A 16462-nucleotide genomic window follows, 5' to 3' on the forward strand; every position below is an offset into this window, starting at 1 on the left:
GGGGGTGAGGCCATCAGGCCGAGGGGGCTGGCCCCCTTACTCGGCCGCAAACTTGGTCGCGCGGCGGGGTTCGGACACCGCCAATGGAAATACCTTGGCAGGGTTAAGAAGCCACTTCGTGTCGAACACGTCTTTCACCGCCATCTGCGCCTCCAGATCGGCGGGTGCGTATTGATGGGTCATCAGATCGCGCTTTTCGATCCCCACACCATGCTCGCCCGTGAGGCAGCCGCCCACTTCGACACACAGCTTCAGAACCTCGGCCCCGAACTCTTCGCACAGTTCCAGATCACCGGGTTTGTTCGCGTCGTAGCAAATCAGCGGGTGCATATTGCCATCACCCGCGTGGAACACGTTGCCCACCGGCAGACCGTATTTGTCGGACATCTCGCCAATGCGACGTAACACATAAGGCAGCTCGGACACGGGAATCGTGCCATCCAGGCACATGTAATCGCTGATCCGCCCGATGGCCGAAAACGCGGCCTTGCGCCCCGCCCAAATACGCGCGCTTTCATCGGCAGATGCGCTTTCGCGCAAGGCCACAGGGTTGTGCCGCTTGGCGATGTCCATGATCAGGGCCAGCTGCACATCAATCTCGGCATCCGCCCCTTCAACCTCGACAATCAGGAGTGCACTGCACATCGGATAGTCGGCTTTGGCGAAATCCTCGCACACCTCGATCAGCATCTTGTCCATGAACTCGATCGCAACAGGCAGGACACCGGCCTTGATGATGTCGGCCACGCAGGCCCCCGCAACCTCGGCACTGTCAAAACCCATCAGGACAGGCCGCGCGCCTTCGGGCTTGTGCAGGATGCGCAGAGTCGCCTCGGTAACGACACCCAGCTGGCCTTCAGACCCACAGATCACGCCCAACAGATCCAGGCCACCGGCGTCCAGATGCCCGCCGCCAATCTCGACAACCGTGCCGTCCATCTGAACCAGTGTCACACCCATCAGGTTGTTGGTGGTTACACCGTATTTCAGGCAATGCGCGCCGCCGGAGTTCATCGCGATATTGCCTGCAATGGCACAGGCCAACTGGCTGGAGGGGTCAGGGGCGTAAAAGAACCCATCTGCCTCGACCGCACCTGTTACGCTCAGATTGGTCCGCCCCGTCTGCACCCGGATGATGCGGTTGTCATAGTCGGTTTCCAGAACGTCATTCATGCGGGCGACACCAAGGATCACGCAATCTGCGGTGGGCAACGCGCCCCCAGCCAACGACGTCCCCGATCCACGCGGGACTACGGGCACCCCTTCGTCATGGCAGATGCGCAGCACGTCCGACACTTCCGCCGTGGTCGACGGCAGCACGGCCACCATGGGCGGGCAGCGATAGGCGGTCAGCGCATCACACTCATAGGCCCGCGTCTCTGAAGGATCATCAATGACGGCATCGCCGGGCAACACATCCCGCAAACGTTCCACCACCCGCGCCTTGCGCGCCAGCACATCAGAATCAGGAACAGGCATTTCCATGGGGTGTCCTCCAGTGATTGGTAAAATAATATGACCAATTTGACCGGGATGCAATCTGAATCACTGCGGTGTAAGACCGCACATATGACATGGCTTGACCGCATCGCCCTTTTTACACCGCTCGATTTCGGTGCCCTTGCCCTCTTGTTGCTGGGCTGGCTGGTCATCGGATGGCGGATCGAACACCCCGCAACGAAGCACCCCTCGACCTCACAGATCATGGCTGGATTCCGACGTGAATGGATGCAGCAGATGATCACGCGCGAACCGCGAATCTTTGATGCCCAAGTCGTGGCCAGCCTGCGGCAGGGCACGGCCTTCTTTGCCTCGACCTCGGTCATCGCAATCGGCGGCACGCTGGCGCTGCTCGGCAATGCAGAACGTCTGACGGGTATTGCGAACGAATTGGTTATGATGGACAGCCCCGCCTTCGTGTGGGAGGCCAAGATGCTGACGGTGGCCCTGTTCCTGACCAACGCCTTCCTGAAATTCGTCTGGGCCAACCGGCTGTTCGGCTATGCGGCCGTGGTCATGGCGGCCGTGCCAAATGATGTATCAGACCCGGCATGCGCCGCGCGCGCCGCGCAAGCGGCCGAGATCAACATCACCGCGGCACGGTCCTTCAACCGGGGACTGCGATCCGTCTATTTCGCACTTGCGTGTGTGGCGTGGCTGGCGGGACCCATGACATTGATCGTGGCAACCATCTTTACCCTCGCTGTCATCTGGCGCCGTGAATTCGCTTCGAACTCGCGCACAATTCTGCTGGGCACGGACACGTGACATGACAACGACACAGCCGAGACATAGCCTAAGCCCATGAAACGTTTGACCCCTCTGCTGCTGATCGCAGCCCCCGCCTTCGCAGAAGAACCGATGATCGAGAACGTGGACGTGTCCAAAACCGACGCCGACACCTATCGCTTTTCGGTCACCATCCGCCATCCGGACACCGGGTGGGACCATTACGCAGATGGCTGGCGCGTGCTGGACATGGATGGAAATGAACTGGGCATGCGCGTCCTGGCCCACCCACATGTCGACGAACAGCCCTTCACCCGCAGCCTTGGTGGCGTTGTGATCCCGGCAGGCACGACCGAAGTGCAAGTGCAGGCGCGCGATCTGCCCGCAGGCTGGAATGAAGGCACAACAATCGTCACACTTCCAACAGACTAAGCCCTTCTTCTGGATGGAAATACCTCGGGGAGTTCGAGGGGCAGAGCCCCTCGTCAGCAAAAAATGAATCGCGTCGCGCAGCGGCCCTTGGATCACACCCGATGATAGGGTGATCCAGCCAGGATCGACGCGGCTCGATACAGCTGCTCAGTTAGCATCACGCGCACCAGCATATGCGGCCAGACCATCGCCCCGAAAGACAGAAGATGATCCGCCTCCGCCCGAAGGCCCGGATCAATCCCATCCGCGCCACCGATCAAAAAGGCCACGTCGCTGCGCCCATTGTCCCGCCATCCGCTCAAACGCTTGGCAAAGGCGGGCGACGTCTCGACCTTGCCCCGCTCATCCAGGCAACACAGCACGGCGCCCTTGGGCAACGCACGGCGCAGCAGGTCAGCTTCCGCCGCCATGCCACCGCCCCTACGGTCTTCCACTTCGGTGAGAGTCAGAGGACCAAGGCCAAGGGCCCGGCCCGTGCGGTCAAAGCGGGTGACATAGTCAGACACCAAATCACTCTCTGGACCGCCTCGCAGGCGGCCCACCGCACAGATATGCACACGCATAAGCTAAGCGCGCAGGATCAGTTGGTTGCAGCAGCGCCGGGCTGCCACATCTTCTCCAGCTGATAGAACTCGCGCACCTCGGGCCGGAACACATGGACAATCACATCGCCCGTGTCGATCAGAACCCAGTCGCCGGTATCCTTGCCCTCAACACGGGTCGAGATGCCGAACTTGGCTTTCAGCCGTTCCACCAGCTTTTCCGAGATCGCCGCCACCTGGCGCGACGACCGACCCGAGCAGATCACCATGTAGTCACCCATGGCGGTCTTGCCGCGCAGATCGATCTGCACAACATCTTCGGCTTTGTCGTCGTTGAGGGAAGACAGCACAGCCTCAAGGATACCATCGCTTGTGGCTTGCGTTTTGGGGGCGGCCATCACAGCCGCGGCTCCATCAGCGGTCTGAACCGCGTCAGCAGAGAATGACAGGACATTGTCCTCCTTTGTCAGCACGCCGTCCAAATCCCCGGCGCTGGGATACCTAGATCGTAACAACGCGCGCATGACATTTCAATGAAACGCGTTCACGCGCAGGGTTTCAGAGGGTCCTGTGCAACACTTTCCAGCGCATCGTCAATGCGCGCGTCTTTCACCAGCGGCAGAAAGGGACCGTCTGCGGCAAGCCGTATGTAAATGGACACCTTGCCTGTTTCCGGCGGCGCGGCGCCAAGCCTGCAGGGCTCAAAATCCACGCTCAGGCTGCCCTTGGTCTCGTCCGGGTCAGCGGCCTTCCACGCCCTGATCTCTGCCTGTAGCGCACGCAGGTCCGCATGTGCCGCCGGGGCCACCTGCAATACGTCCCCCGCCATCTCAACCGGGAAACTGCCGGACGTTTCAGCCCCATCGCCGCGCGCGGCGCGCAGATCCAGCGTGCCGGACCCCGGCAACAGGGCCACACCGTCGGACAGGTCAACCCGCAACGCGATATCGGCCGGGTCGGCAGACAGTGGATCCAGCCCTTGCAGTTGCAGCAGCGTGCCGGGCGCGATTGAGGTACAGGCACCGAGACAAATGGACAGGGCCAACACAACATCTTTCATGAAATTTGTCCTTTCGAATCATTTTTTATTGTTTTACGTTAATTTTTAGTAGCCATATAGGAAACATAGATGCAAGACACTTTGATCGCCCGACGGGCCCGACAATTCGAATGGGCAACGATCGGCCTGTTTACGCTGCTGGTCGTTGCAGCCGTCATTGCCATTGTTGACGGGGGGCTGTCCGTTGCCGACTTGCGCGAAGAATTTGACAACAAGAACTTCCCAGAAACGCCCAGCGCCTGGGCGGTCACCCTGTGGCGCACCATTGAAATTGCGTCTTATGCCCTGTTGCTCTGGGTGCTGTGGTGCGTCCGCGGCTGGCTGGCCGCCTGTGCCAATGGCGACACGTTCCAAATCGACACGGCGCGGCGTGTTCTGCGGATCGGCCAGGGTCTGCTCGCCCTCGCTGTCGTCGAAATCGTCAGACACACGGTGATCATACTGGCCCTGACCTGGAACACCCCCCCCGGACAGCGCACCTTGTCCATTGCCATTGATGGCTCTGGCCTGTTCCTGTTGCTGGCAGCAGCGCTGTTAACCATGTTTGGATATATTCAGTCAGAAGCGGCCCGATTGATGGCAGAGAACAGGGAATTCGTATGACCGGGATCATTGTCCGCCTTGACGTGATGATGGCCATGCGCAAGGTCAAGGGCCGCGACCTTGCGGCCCGGATCGGAATCACAGAACAAAACCTGAGCCTGCTGAAATCCGGCAAGGTCAAAGGCATCCGCTTTGAAACACTGGCCAAGCTGTGCGAAGCGCTGGACTGTCAGCCGGGCGACTTGTTGGAGGCCACAACGCCGGATACGTCCTGACGGCATTTCGCCTCGCCGTCAGGACCAAACCAACGTCTAACCCAGTTGCGCGGCAAACTCTGTGAAAACGTCTCCACTGACCGCCGGACCATGCCCGAACGCCACCCGCTTCGGCCCCAGCGCCGCCAACTTACGGATCGAGGCCCGCGCGGCCCCCATGTCCCACGTCGCGATCCCCAAGGGCAGCCCAAGGCGTGGTGCGGTGGTGACCAGGTTCATGCCCACGGCTGCATCCCCCGCAATCAACACCCCATCGGACGCACGCCAGAACGAGATGTGACCCTTGGTATGCCCCGGCGTTTCAATCACCTCGAACCCGCCAACCCGGTCCCCTTCGGTCAACGTCCGTGCCACGGGATGCCCTTCGCCAGCAAAGAACCTTTGCTGCATCCGCGCCATCAGCGATCTGGGATTTGGAAACGAGCCCAGAACATACCCCGTCTCAGCCGCCTCCCGTTCCGCCGGATGACACATCAACGACAGGTTCAAAGCCCGGCAGACCTCGGCCGTGGCGCCCTGATGGTCCGGATGGGCATGGGTCAGGGCATGCCCCGACACCGCCTTGCCCCGCAGGGCGCGCAGCAGCTTGGGACCGGACCGCTTCACACCGGCATCCACCAGCACGTCGCCCAACAGATAGCAATTCACAGACTGGCGCGGCATTACCGGAAGCTGCCACGCGCCTTCCCCAAGCTGAATCATAAACCTTCGCCCTCGTCACTGCCCTGCCCCAACAGCCGCACTTCGCGCTGCGGGAAGGGGATAGAGATGTTGTTTTCTTTGAAAATGTCCCACAGCGCCAGATACACGTTGCCGCGGATGTTGGTCAGCCCGCCTGTAGGGTCCGTGATCCAGAAGCGCAGGATGTAGTCGACGGAACTGTCACCAAATCCCACGATGTGGCACACGGGCGGACGCGAGGATAGAACGCGTTCCACCCCCTTGGCCGCCTCGATCGCCAGTTTGCGGACCTGATGGGGATCACAGCCATAAGACGTGCCAAAATAAATATCGAGGCGTACAAACTCGTTCGAATGGGACCAGTTGACCACCTGGCCTGTGATCAGATCCTCGTTCGGAATCAGGTATTCACGACCATCGCGGGTCACGACCGATGCGTACCGCGCGCCCAGGGTCTGGATCCATCCAAACGTGTCGCCCAAGCTGATCACGTCGCCGGGCTTGATGGATTTGTCGAGCAGGATGATGACCCCTGACACAAGGTTCGACACCACCTTCTGCAGACCAAAGCCCAGACCAACACCAATGGCCCCCGACAGCACGGCAAGCCCGGTCAGATCGATACCCAGCGCCCGCACCCCTGCATAGAAGGCGAAGGCATAGAACACGATCTGCACGACCTTGACGATCAGCACCCGCATAGAGGGCGAGATGTCCTCGTTCGCCTGAACACGGCTGGACGTGGTGACGGTGATGAACCGGGCCAACGCCAAAAGGCACCCGATGATGACCACGCCCTGCACAACCAGCAGGGCCGAAATACGCATGTCGCCCATCGAGAACGCCGCAGCATCCAGCACCTCTGACGCCTCGTCCACGACCCCCAGCACGTATAGAGTGACGTAAATCCAAGCGCTGTATCGGACCAAGCGACGCAGGAATATGGATCGGATCAAACGGGTCGCAAAGGCCACCAGCAACCATGCCGTTGCAAGGGTCGCAATTAGGCCAAGGACGTAAGATCGCGATGGCCATGTGGCCTCGCGCATGATCCAGACCAACAGCCAGATCAGAACCACGAAGAAAATCGCGCGCAAGCGCTGATGCACAACCACCAGCACGCGCATGCGCCATTTGGGCCACCCCTCGCGCGTGCCCATCCAGGTGCGGATACGCGGCCCCAGCCAATGGCGCAACAAAAGCGCCAGAACGAAGACCGCCAGCGCCATGACCAGTTGATAGGCCACCCACGGGCGCAGCAACGACATTGCAAAGCTCTCGGCATGCCCGAACATGGTCATGGCCACGGACCACGCAATCTCGGTCAATGTCTGCCCGTCATTGGACTGCCCGGTCACCGCCGCCTCGGCTGCAGAGCTCAGCGCATTGGCAATATCATTGCCGCTACCATCCGTATGCGTGCTCATGCCTGCCCTCCGTTATCCGCACCATGCAATGACTGAAGAACACGATCAATCGCGCCTCGCTTGATCGGCACATGGAATCCCGTTATCTGGCAAATATGACCCGCCTCTTTGACATGGATGACCGCGCACGTCTGCGCGAACGCTTTTTCGGGGCGACGCACACGGTGCTGGCGCGCCTATAAGGCTGCCCATCCCTCATCCATCTCGAATACAGCCAATCCAAGGGAGAGGACCAACCATGTCCCCCAAGACACTTTATGACAAAATCTGGGATGCCCACGTCGCCCACGAGGCCGAGGACGGCACCTGCCTGCTTTATATCGACCGCCACCTCGTGCACGAGGTCACCAGCCCGCAAGCCTTTGAAGGGCTGCGCATGGCAAACCGCCCTGTCCGCGCCCCGGACAAAACGATTGCCGTGCCGGACCACAACGTGCCGACGACGCCCGGTCGCGAAGACCCAAAGAACATGACCGAAGACAGCGCCATTCAGGTTGCCGCCCTTGACAAGAACGCCAAGGACTTTGGCATTCACTACTACCCCGTATCGGACGTGCGTCAGGGTATCGTGCACATCGTGGGCCCTGAACAGGGCTGGACCCTGCCCGGCATGACTGTCGTTTGTGGTGACTCGCACACTGCAACGCATGGCGCATTTGGCGCGCTGGCCCATGGCATCGGGACCAGCGAAGTGGAACACGTGCTGGCGACGCAAACGCTGATCCAGAAAAAGTCCAAGAACATGAAGGTCGAGATCACGGGCAAGCTGCGCCCTGGTGTGACGGCTAAGGACATCACCCTGTCTGTCATCGGTGAAACCGGTACGGCGGGCGGCACCGGCTATGTCATCGAGTATTGCGGCGAAGCGATCCGCGATCTTTCGATGGAAGGGCGCATGACCGTTTGCAACATGGCGATTGAAGGCGGCGCACACGCTGGCTTGATCGCGCCGGATGAAAAGACCTTTGAATACGTCAAGGGCCGCCCCCACGCACCCAAGGGCGCGCAGTTCGAAGCGGCGATGGAGTGGTGGAAAACGCTCTATTCCGATGACGACGCGCAGTGGGACAAGGTCATCACGATCAAGGGCGAAGACATCGCACCCGTCGTCACATGGGGCACCTCGCCCGAGGACGTGCTGCCGATCACGGCCAATGTGCCGTCAGCAGATGACTTCGAAGGTGGCAAGGTCGGCGCGGCCCAACGCTCGCTTGACTACATGGGCCTGACACCGGGCACACCGCTCTCGGATATCGAGATCGACACGGTCTTTATCGGCTCCTGCACCAATGGTCGTATCGAAGACCTGCGCGCTGCGGCCGAGATTCTGAAAGGCAAAAAGATCAAGGACGGCCTGCGCGCCATGGTCGTGCCCGGATCCGGCCTTGTCCGCTTGCAAGCCGAAGAAGAAGGGCTGGCTGACATTTTCAAAGAGGCCGGTTTCGAATGGCGGCTTGCGGGATGCTCCATGTGTCTGGCGATGAACCCCGACCAATTGGCCGAAGGCGAACGTTGCGTGTCGACGTCGAACCGGAACTTCGAAGGGCGGCAGGGCTACAAGGGGCGCACGCACCTCGTGTCGCCCGGGATGGCAGCGGCGGCTGCACTCACAGGTAAACTCACCGACGTGCGGGAGATGATGTAATGGACAAATTTGAAACACTGACAGGGATCGCGGCGCCCATGCCGCTGGTCAATATCGATACCGATATGATCATCCCCAAGCAGTTCCTAAAAACCATCAAACGTTCCGGCCTTGGCGCGAACCTGTTTGACGAGATGCGTTTTGATCGCCAGGGCAACGAGATTGCGGATTTCGTGCTGAACCAGGACGCCCATCGCGAGGCTGAGATTCTCGTGGCGGGCGACAACTTCGGGTGCGGTTCATCGCGTGAGCACGCGCCCTGGGCTATCAAGGATTTCGGCATCCGCTGCGTCATCTCCACCAGCTTTGCAGATATCTTCCATAACAACTGCTTCAAGAACGGCATCCTGCCCATCGCCTTGCCGCAGGAAGCCGTGGACGTGTTGATGAAAGACGCCGAGAAAGGCGCCAACGCCCGCATGACCGTCGATCTGGAAAACCAGACAGTGATCACGTCCGACGGCGAAAACTTTTCCTTCGAGGTCGATGCCTTCAAGAAGCACTGCCTGCTTGAAGGGCTGGATGATATCGGTCTGACAATGGAGAAGGCCAGCAGCATCGACAGCTTCGAAGCCCAAGCTGCTCAGGCCCGCCCCTGGGTCTAAGCAGACGTTAACAAAGAAACAGCATAGCGGTTGCGCATCGCTATGCTACTCACAGGTTGTATACACAACATCTTGGGGTGCACGTGTACCGTGCCAAATTCCCGCCCCATAAATGATGCACAAAGGCACCACACCGTCCCTCAAAATGACCAAAGGTTTGCGTTTCATTAACCATAAGGCTTGAGAGCCCGGGTCAATCAAGGCAACAATGTGTCCAGAATGAGGCACCCGCCTGACCTGGTGGGATCAAGTTGGAACAAGTCGCGGCAACGTATCGGGACTGGCCAGTTTGAAGGGAACGAGAGACGTGATAGCACGATTGTCAGGTGCCGCCATGCGCGGTTTTTTGGTGTCATTGATGATTGCCATACCAGCACTTGTCGTGCCCGGCTCATCTATGGACTCTTCGCAAGCCACTATCCTTATCGCACTTCTTGCCGCTTTCCTGACATTTGTCGAATACAACTCGACAAGCCCAAGCATTGTTGAATTCCGCGACGCCGCGCCGTTCAACCGCCTGCGCTTTGCTGCACTCATGGCAACCGTATTCTTGCTCAGCCTGATCTGCCGCGGTAAAACAGACCCCACATTGCTGACCAATGCCCTCACCTCTGTCGGCACAATCATAGGCAACAGCATCGACTTTCCCTACAGCCCAGTACGCCTTGTTGTACTGATGCTGCCGCCAGATGCGCACGACTCGGTCGTGCAGTCGGTCCGGACTGCCGCTGGCCTTGCCTACCTCATTTCGCTCACTGCGATGGCCGTATTCCTGTTTCTTGTTCGGGTCATGGGTTGGCCTTCGCGCAACGGATCGTTCAACGTGTGGGTTAACCTGCCCCTGTTCGATCCCACGGCAGGTGGCGATGTGCTTTACCGCCTGAACAGGGACGCGCGTATCAACATCGCTCTGGGCTTCCTGCTGCCCTTTGTCATTCCGGCAGTGGTCAAGTTGGCCGCTGACCTGCTAAACCCGATCACGCTTGAGAACCCGCAAACCCTGATCTGGACAATGAGCGCATGGGCCTTTCTTCCCGCCAGCATGATCATGCGCGGCATCGCGATGCAGCGGATTGCCGAAATGATCCGCGACCAGCGCAAGCGGGCCTACGCCAATGCAGATACGGAAATGCTCTTGGCCTGATCTCGGCCTGCATGGTCTTTTTGATCGGGGCCATCGCGCACGCGGATACGCTCCGCATCGCCACCTACAACACCGAATTGCACCGCGACGGCCCGGGCCTTTTCCTGCGCGACCTTGTGCGCGGAGAGGACGACCAGATCACTGCCGTCCTGGCCGTCATTGCCCATTCAGATGCGGATGTGCTGGCGCTGCAGGGGATCGACTATGATCTGACAAACGAGGCGCTGAGCCGTTTTGCAGAGGCAACTGGTTATCCCCATTATTTCGCATTGCGCCCCAATACCGGACTGCCCACGGGGCTGGACATGGATGGTGATGGACGGCGTGGCGGACCGCGTGATGCTCAAGGGTACGGGAGGTTCTCAGGTCAAGGCGGCATGGCGGTCCTGTCGCGCTTTCCGATCGACATAGCCAATGTGGGTGATCTGTCTTCACTGTTATGGACAGACTTCCCAAATGCGCTGTTGCCCGAGGTGAACGGCACCCCCTTCCCATCCGAAGAGGCGCAGGCCGTGCAGCGCCTGTCCACAACTGGTCACTGGATCGTCCCGATTGATGCGCCCGGCGGCACATTCCATTTGATGACGTTCCACGCGAGCCCGCCGGTTTTCGACGGCCCCGAAGACCGCAATGGCAAGCGCAACCATGATGAGATCAGGCTGTGGCAACATGTATTGGACGGTGGAATCGGCCCGCCCCCACCCGGGCCTTTCGTGATCGCCGGGGATGCGAATTTGGACCCGGAAGATGGCAGCGGCCTGCGTGAGGGCATCCGGAACCTTCTGTCTGATCAACGGCTTACAAATCCGTCCCCGCGGGGACACTTTGGAACAGATACCGTGGACTGGGATGACCCAGTGCCTGGCAACCTGCGCGTCAGCTATGTTCTGCCTTCGACCCATTGGCGCGTAGTGGACAGCGGTGTGCTGTGGCCAGCCCCTGACGACGCCTTGGCCGACACGGTCGCAACGGCCAGTCGCCACAGATTGGTTTGGGCAGACCTGACCCTTGACCCTGCGGGCGGTGGTGAGTAGGCGAAACCCCAAGCAATCAAAGGAGTTTCGCCCATGTCCAATCCGTCGATCTTGATCCTGCCGGGCGACGGCATCGGTCCCGAAGTTATGGACCAGGTCACCCGTATCATCGACTGGTTTGGCGCAAAACGGGATCTGGCCTTCGATGTGTCGACCGACCTTGTTGGTGGCGCCGCCTATGATGCGCATGGCACCCCCCTGCACGACGACACAATGGCCAAGGCGCAAGAGGTCGATGCGGTTCTTCTGGGCGCCGTGGGCGGCCCGAAATACGACGATCTGGATTTCTCGGTGAAGCCCGAACGTGGCCTACTGCGCTTGCGCAAGGAAATGGATCTGTATGCCAACTTGCGCCCGGCCCAATGTTTTGACGCGCTGGCCGATTTCTCGTCTTTGAAAAAAGACATTGTTGCTGGCCTCGACATCATGATCGTGCGCGAGCTGACGAGCGGTGTCTATTTCGGCGAGCCTCGCGGCATCTTCGAAGAGGGCAACGAACGCGTCGGCATCAACACCCAGCGTTACACGGAATCCGAGATCGAACGTGCCGCCCGCTCGGCTTTTGAACTCGCCATGCGCCGCAACAAGAAGGTCTGCTCGATGGAGAAGGCCAATGTGATGGAAAGCGGTATTCTGTGGCGCGAGGTTGTGACCAAGGTGTGTGAGGAGTACCCCGAGGTTGAGTTGAGCCACATGTATGCCGACAACGGTGCGATGCAGTTGGTGCGTGCACCCAAACAGTTCGACGTGATCGTGACCGACAATCTGTTTGGCGACATCTTGTCCGACTGTGCCGCCATGCTGACCGGCTCGCTGGGCATGTTGCCCTCCGCGTCGTTGGGCGCGCCGATGGCCAATGGTCGTCCCAAAGCGATGTACGAACCGGTCCACGGCTCAGCCCCTGATATCGCGGGTCAGGGCAAAGCGAACCCAATCGCCTGCATGCTCAGCTTTGCCATGGCATTGCGCTATTCCTTTGACCAAGGCGACGAGGCTGCACGCCTGGAAGCCGCCATCGAGAAGGTGCTGGCAGACGGTGCCCGCACGGGCGACCTGATGGGTCCCGAGGGCGGCACGCCGCTGTCTACGACCGAGATGGGCGATGTGATCCTCGCGGCACTTGACGCAAGCCTCTGACACGCCTCGCGGGTGCGCGGATACACATTTCCCGCGCGCCGTCACGGCAGGAATTCCTGACTTGGGTCAATGCGACGCGATCACCACCTCGTGATCCATTGCCAACGGACCAAAGGAATTTCCATGTCCCTGTTTTCCATGCGCGCCGCAGCTTGTGGCCTTGTTCTTGCATTTCTCAGCGCCTGCGACGTCGCCTATCCCGTTACGGTGATCGGGGACAACGGCATGACCTTTCGCGGCTCGGCCACCGACACCTTCCTGCACGGCGGCAGCTTTCAGGCCACCAACGGTACCGCGGTCTGCACTGGCACCTATGACAAGTTTGCAGATATCAGCACTGTCAGCTTCCCGGTCGTGTGCAACAATGGGCTGCGCGGGGTAGGCACCGCATATTTTCAATCGCCCACTGCAGGGTCCGGTTTCGTGACAATGACCGACGGCAGCCAGTGGCAATTCATCTTTGGGCGTGGCGCACTGGCGCTTTAAGGCCAATAGCGAAACGAGCCGGTAGACATCGTCCGGCCCGCGGCGTTAATGGAACGAAAGCACAGTCATCAATCAAATCGCCATGTCCTCGAATGCCAAGGGCGCATTGCTCGCCCTCATCGCCTTTGGAGTGTTTTCGACCCATGACGTCTTTATCAAGACGTTGGGGGCTATCTATTCCCCGATCCAGATCGTGTTCTTCAGTGTTTTGCTGAGCTTTCCGCTGGCGACGATCATGCTGATGCGTGACGCCAAGCCCGGCACGCTGGTGCCCGTGCACCCATGGTGGATGGCCTTGCGCACCGTGGGAGCGGTCATCACCGGCGTGTCCGCCTTTTATACCTTTTCGAACCTGCCACTGACCCAAACTTACGCCATTTTGTTTGCCACACCACTGCTAATCACGGTGTTGTCGATCCCTATCCTTGGTGAAAAGGTGCGTTTGCCTCGGTGGCTGGCTGTCATCGTGGGCCTTGCCGGTGTGATGGTGGTCTTGCGACCGGGTGCAACGGACCTGACCCTGGGCCACACTGCCGCGATCATCGCAGCTTTTGCCGGGGCTTTTGCGTCCATCGTGGTGCGCAAGATCGGGGCCGAGGAACGAACGGTTGTCCTGCTGCTCTATCCCATGGTTGGCAACTTTGCGGTGATGGGTATCGCACTTGCCTTTGTCTACAAGCCCATGCCGATCGAGCATCTGGGCATGCTGGCCATCATCTCGGTCATGGCCTGGATCGCGGGTCGCTTCATCATCGCTGCATACCAGACCGGAGAAGCGGCCATTGTCGCGCCCATGCAGTATTCACAGATCCTTTGGGCGACGGCTTACGGCCTGCTCTTTTTCAACGAAGTGCCGGACACGTATACCGGGGTTGGTGCGGCCATCATCATTGCATCGGGTCTGTTCATTGTGTTCCGGGAAAGTCGGTCCGGCAATTCGGAGAACAAACCCGTTCTACGCACCCGTAGCCGCATCGGCACACCTGGTACCTTCCGGGTCAGCAGCCTGATGACCAGCGGCCGCTTCCGTGACCAGCCCCTTGTCAAAGCGCCGGACGAAGAGTAATCCGCTCGGCACGGTCGGAGTGTAGCTCAGCCTGGTAGAGCACTGTCTTCGGGAGGCAGGGGCCGGAGGTTCGAATCCTCTCACTCCGACCAATGATTTCAATATCTTAACGTTCTCGCCGCCAGTTTATTGTCTCGTTTTTGTCTCGGAAGCAGTGCGCTCCACAGAACGGCACGATGGACCTCTGCCGATTACAAACTTACCTACACCGTTTCGGTTCCTGTACTCGCTCCCAAACAAAATCAAAGCCTTAGCGCCAAATTTGGCCCGCAGACCAGCTTCCCAGTCTCTTTTCTAATTGATCTAGTAGCGGGAACGAGGTCAGACTGGGCGTTTCTCAAGGGACACTCAGATCACGCAAAATCAGTACGATTTTGTTTCGATACGATTTAGCTGCAAGTTGCCAGAGACACCGGAAGCTTGCTGGAGTGATTGTCAACCCTAAGCCAAGCTTCGGCTTCAACCGGCGCGTCGGGCGCAAAACATGGTCGAAAACTGTTGAAGGGGGTGTGGGCCTCATCCTGATTTGAACGTTGCTCTTCCATACACCCCACAGTGTAACATAGCCGATTCCGTACAAAAGTGGCCATGTTTTGGATCATCCAGCCTATCCAATATCGGCACGGCTGTTTGATCGACGGCACCGTTCCCTCTTGCCGCTTGTCCCCCAAGCGCTCACTTTAAAAAATCAGAATGTCGTTCTCAAGACCTGCCGAGGACGAAATGCCCAAAAGCAAGATGCTGCTGCCCGCTCCAAAATCGAGTAGCAAACCTTCGTCGGTAGTTTGAGCCTGTGCTTGGATCTGCGCAGCGCTTCGCCCGTTGACAACGGGCCGCCCCCAAGTGGAGTGCGTCTGTTCCGATCACATAGTCGACGATAACGTCCGCCGAACTTTGTGCTGTGAAAACAAATGTATCCGCACCAGTGCCGCCGTTTATCGTGTCTTGGCCCAATACTCCAAGTTCCGCGGTATCGACAAAGCGGTCGTCACCCCCTCCCAGAAATATGCGGTCTTGACCACTTCCACCAAAGACTGTGTCGTTACCGTCACCCGCGTGGATGGTGTCGAATTGGGTACCACCAAAAATCAGGTCATCGCCGAGACGACCGAAGATCAGATCATTGCCGTCCTGGCCGTGAAATTCGTCGTCACCGTTGCCGCCTTGGATGGTGTCATCGCCAGGCCCGGCAAAAACCGTGTCCCGGCCAAACTCTCCACCTTGGCCGTTGTCGTTGAACAAGTCGTTGCCTTGATTGAGGAAAACCAGATCACGGCCGTTCTCACCGAATACCGTATCGCTTCCGTCACCTGCGTGGATGGTGTCAGATTGGCCATCGCCGAAAATCTCATCGTTGCCAAGACCACCGTACATCAAATCGTTGCCGCCCCCGCCGATAAGAGTGTCCGAACCAAGACCGCCATACAGACTGTCTGCTCCCCCATTCCCGCTTAGGCTATCAGCCCCGGCTAGTCCCGAGAGTTGATCGTCGCCCGACCCACCAGCTTGCGTATCGTTGTTTGGGCCACCGCTCCAGATAATCGCGTCGCCAGGTACGTTCCGCGTATTTCCTGCATGATGAAGCTGGCTGACACGTCCATCAGCTTCATCTTTCGTATCGGCCTTTGGTACAGTGCGTCGTAGGCCTCAACGTCGGGGACGCGTGCCTGAATCAAGTAGTCCAGGTCGCCGGAAGTGCGTTATACGCCTTGTATTTCCGGCATTGCGCTTATCGCGTTGGCAAAATCGTCTAGCCACTCCGGGTCATGTTCATTGGTCCGAACCGAGATGAACACGGTTAGACCAATGTTGATTTTCTTGGGGTCAACCAACATGTGTCTAGCCCCCTGTGTCTGGGCCACTGATCAGGGGTTTCTCTATTAGGGTTTCAGGAACGGGTGGGCGCATGTTGAGTGCCTGATGCGGCCTGGTGTGATTGTACTGCCTGAGCCAGTGATTGATGACGATCTGAGCTTGCTTGGTCGTCGTGAACCACTCCGCATTGAGAACCTCTCGCCGTGATGTCCCATTGAACCGCTCGTTGTATCCGTTCTCCCAGGGCGATCCCGGATAAATGCGGATCGGCTGGATGTCAACGCGTCGCAGCCAGCCTTGCATCGCCTCTGCTGCGAACTCGGGGCCGTTATCGGATCGGA

The 16462-nt window shown here is 59.1% G+C and carries 21 protein-coding genes, 1 tRNA gene and 1 pseudogene; 13 read left to right on the forward strand and 10 right to left on the reverse strand.

Going from position 1 to position 16462, the window contains the following annotated elements; translation table 11 throughout:
* Positions 1–36: 36 nt before the first annotated feature.
* On the reverse strand, positions 37–1485 hold the full coding sequence (locus tag Q1A75_RS16420) for an FAD-linked oxidase C-terminal domain-containing protein (RefSeq protein WP_299552480.1): 1449 nt from the start codon (positions 1483–1485) through the stop codon (positions 37–39).
* An 84-nt stretch (positions 1486–1569) separates the two neighbouring features.
* Between Q1A75_RS16420 and Q1A75_RS16425 the strand changes: the two genes are divergently transcribed.
* Positions 1570–2268, forward strand: a complete 699-nt coding sequence (locus Q1A75_RS16425; RefSeq protein ID WP_299552477.1) for a DUF599 domain-containing protein — start codon at positions 1570–1572, stop codon at positions 2266–2268.
* 36 nt (positions 2269–2304) lie between these two features.
* Positions 2305–2661 carry a hypothetical protein gene (locus tag Q1A75_RS16430; RefSeq protein WP_299552474.1) on the forward strand — a complete coding sequence of 119 codons (357 nt, stop codon included), beginning with the start codon at positions 2305–2307 and terminating at the stop codon, positions 2659–2661.
* A gap of 92 nt (positions 2662–2753) precedes the next feature.
* On the opposite strand, the gene rlmH is transcribed toward Q1A75_RS16430, so the two are convergent.
* From rlmH to Q1A75_RS16445, 3 genes are all read right to left on the reverse strand, one after another.
* Positions 2754–3224 carry a 23S rRNA (pseudouridine(1915)-N(3))-methyltransferase RlmH gene (rlmH, locus tag Q1A75_RS16435; protein WP_299552471.1) on the reverse strand — a complete coding sequence of 157 codons (471 nt, stop codon included), beginning with the start codon at positions 3222–3224 and terminating at the stop codon, positions 2754–2756.
* A gap of 17 nt (positions 3225–3241) precedes the next feature.
* Positions 3242–3601, reverse strand: a complete 360-nt coding sequence (gene rsfS, locus Q1A75_RS16440) for a ribosome silencing factor (RefSeq protein WP_189370028.1) — start codon at positions 3599–3601, stop codon at positions 3242–3244.
* 146 nt (positions 3602–3747) lie between these two features.
* Positions 3748–4263, reverse strand: coding sequence for a hypothetical protein (locus Q1A75_RS16445; protein ID WP_299552467.1), 516 nt, complete (start codon positions 4261–4263; stop codon positions 3748–3750).
* Between the two features lie 69 nt (positions 4264–4332).
* Between Q1A75_RS16445 and Q1A75_RS16450 the strand changes: the two genes are divergently transcribed.
* Positions 4333–4866, forward strand: a complete 534-nt coding sequence (locus tag Q1A75_RS16450; RefSeq protein WP_299552463.1) for a hypothetical protein — start codon at positions 4333–4335, stop codon at positions 4864–4866.
* Positions 4863–5081 carry a helix-turn-helix transcriptional regulator gene (locus tag Q1A75_RS16455; protein WP_299552460.1) on the forward strand — a complete coding sequence of 73 codons (219 nt, stop codon included), beginning with the start codon at positions 4863–4865 and terminating at the stop codon, positions 5079–5081. The genes Q1A75_RS16450 and Q1A75_RS16455 overlap by 4 nt, the downstream gene beginning before the upstream one ends.
* A 36-nt stretch (positions 5082–5117) precedes the next feature.
* On the opposite strand, the gene Q1A75_RS16460 is transcribed toward Q1A75_RS16455, so the two are convergent.
* Entirely contained in the window at positions 5118–5783 is a 666-nt protein-coding gene (locus Q1A75_RS16460; protein WP_299552457.1) for an MBL fold metallo-hydrolase, read from the reverse strand.
* On the reverse strand, positions 5780–7063 hold the full coding sequence (locus Q1A75_RS16465; RefSeq protein WP_299552570.1) for a mechanosensitive ion channel domain-containing protein: 1284 nt from the start codon (positions 7061–7063) through the stop codon (positions 5780–5782). The genes Q1A75_RS16460 and Q1A75_RS16465 overlap by 4 nt, the downstream gene beginning before the upstream one ends.
* Positions 7064–7260: 197 nt before the next feature.
* Between Q1A75_RS16465 and Q1A75_RS16470 the strand changes: the two genes are divergently transcribed.
* The 9 genes from Q1A75_RS16470 (at position 7261) to Q1A75_RS16510 (ending at position 14398) form a co-directional block, all read left to right on the forward strand.
* Positions 7261–7371 (forward strand): isopropylmalate isomerase, encoded by a 111-nt coding sequence (locus Q1A75_RS16470; protein WP_189370022.1) that lies wholly within the window; start codon positions 7261–7263, stop codon positions 7369–7371.
* A 56-nt stretch (positions 7372–7427) separates the two neighbouring features.
* Positions 7428–8834, forward strand: a complete 1407-nt coding sequence (gene leuC / locus Q1A75_RS16475; protein ID WP_299552454.1) for a 3-isopropylmalate dehydratase large subunit — start codon at positions 7428–7430, stop codon at positions 8832–8834.
* Complete coding sequence (gene leuD, locus Q1A75_RS16480) at positions 8834–9439, forward strand: 3-isopropylmalate dehydratase small subunit (protein ID WP_299552451.1); 606 nt, start codon at positions 8834–8836, stop codon at positions 9437–9439. The genes leuC and leuD overlap by 1 nt, the downstream gene beginning before the upstream one ends.
* Positions 9440–9746: 307 nt before the next feature.
* The gene (locus tag Q1A75_RS16485; RefSeq protein WP_299552448.1) at positions 9747–10583 is read left to right on the forward strand and encodes a hypothetical protein; all 837 of its coding nucleotides are present in this window, start codon (positions 9747–9749) and stop codon (positions 10581–10583) included.
* Positions 10584–10594: 11 nt separating this feature from the next.
* Positions 10595–11617: an endonuclease/exonuclease/phosphatase family protein gene (locus Q1A75_RS16490; RefSeq protein ID WP_299552445.1), complete on the forward strand. Its 1023-nt coding sequence runs from the start codon at positions 10595–10597 to the stop codon at positions 11615–11617.
* Positions 11618–11650: 33 nt separating this feature from the next.
* On the forward strand, positions 11651–12754 hold the full coding sequence (gene leuB / locus Q1A75_RS16495; RefSeq protein ID WP_299552442.1) for a 3-isopropylmalate dehydrogenase: 1104 nt from the start codon (positions 11651–11653) through the stop codon (positions 12752–12754).
* A 123-nt stretch (positions 12755–12877) separates the two neighbouring features.
* Positions 12878–13240, forward strand: coding sequence for a hypothetical protein (locus tag Q1A75_RS16500; RefSeq protein WP_299552440.1), 363 nt, complete (start codon positions 12878–12880; stop codon positions 13238–13240).
* An 82-nt stretch (positions 13241–13322) separates the two neighbouring features.
* Entirely contained in the window at positions 13323–14306 is a 984-nt protein-coding gene (locus Q1A75_RS16505; protein ID WP_299552437.1) for a DMT family transporter, read from the forward strand.
* 15 nt (positions 14307–14321) lie between these two features.
* Positions 14322–14398 (forward strand) — tRNA-Pro (locus tag Q1A75_RS16510).
* A 610-nt stretch (positions 14399–15008) separates the two neighbouring features.
* Here Q1A75_RS16510 and Q1A75_RS16515 read toward each other — a convergent pair.
* From Q1A75_RS16515 to Q1A75_RS16525, 4 genes and pseudogenes are all read right to left on the reverse strand, one after another.
* Complete coding sequence (locus Q1A75_RS16515; protein WP_366142214.1) at positions 15009–15848, reverse strand: calcium-binding protein; 840 nt, start codon at positions 15846–15848, stop codon at positions 15009–15011.
* Positions 15776–15994 (reverse strand): annotated as a pseudogene (locus tag Q1A75_RS24290) (hypothetical protein); the annotation flags it as partial. The pseudogene Q1A75_RS24290 and the gene Q1A75_RS16515, both read right to left, overlap by 73 nt.
* A 12-nt stretch (positions 15995–16006) precedes the next feature.
* The gene (locus Q1A75_RS16520; protein ID WP_299552431.1) at positions 16007–16141 is read right to left on the reverse strand and encodes a hypothetical protein; all 135 of its coding nucleotides are present in this window, start codon (positions 16139–16141) and stop codon (positions 16007–16009) included.
* A 4-nt stretch (positions 16142–16145) separates the two neighbouring features.
* Positions 16146–16462, reverse strand: a 317-nt coding sequence (locus tag Q1A75_RS16525; protein WP_299640505.1) for an integrase core domain-containing protein, incomplete at its 5' end; no start/stop codon positions are given.

The sequence above is a fragment of the uncultured Tateyamaria sp. genome, assembly GCF_947504105.1.
Classification (GTDB): Bacteria; Pseudomonadota; Alphaproteobacteria; order Rhodobacterales; family Rhodobacteraceae; genus Tateyamaria.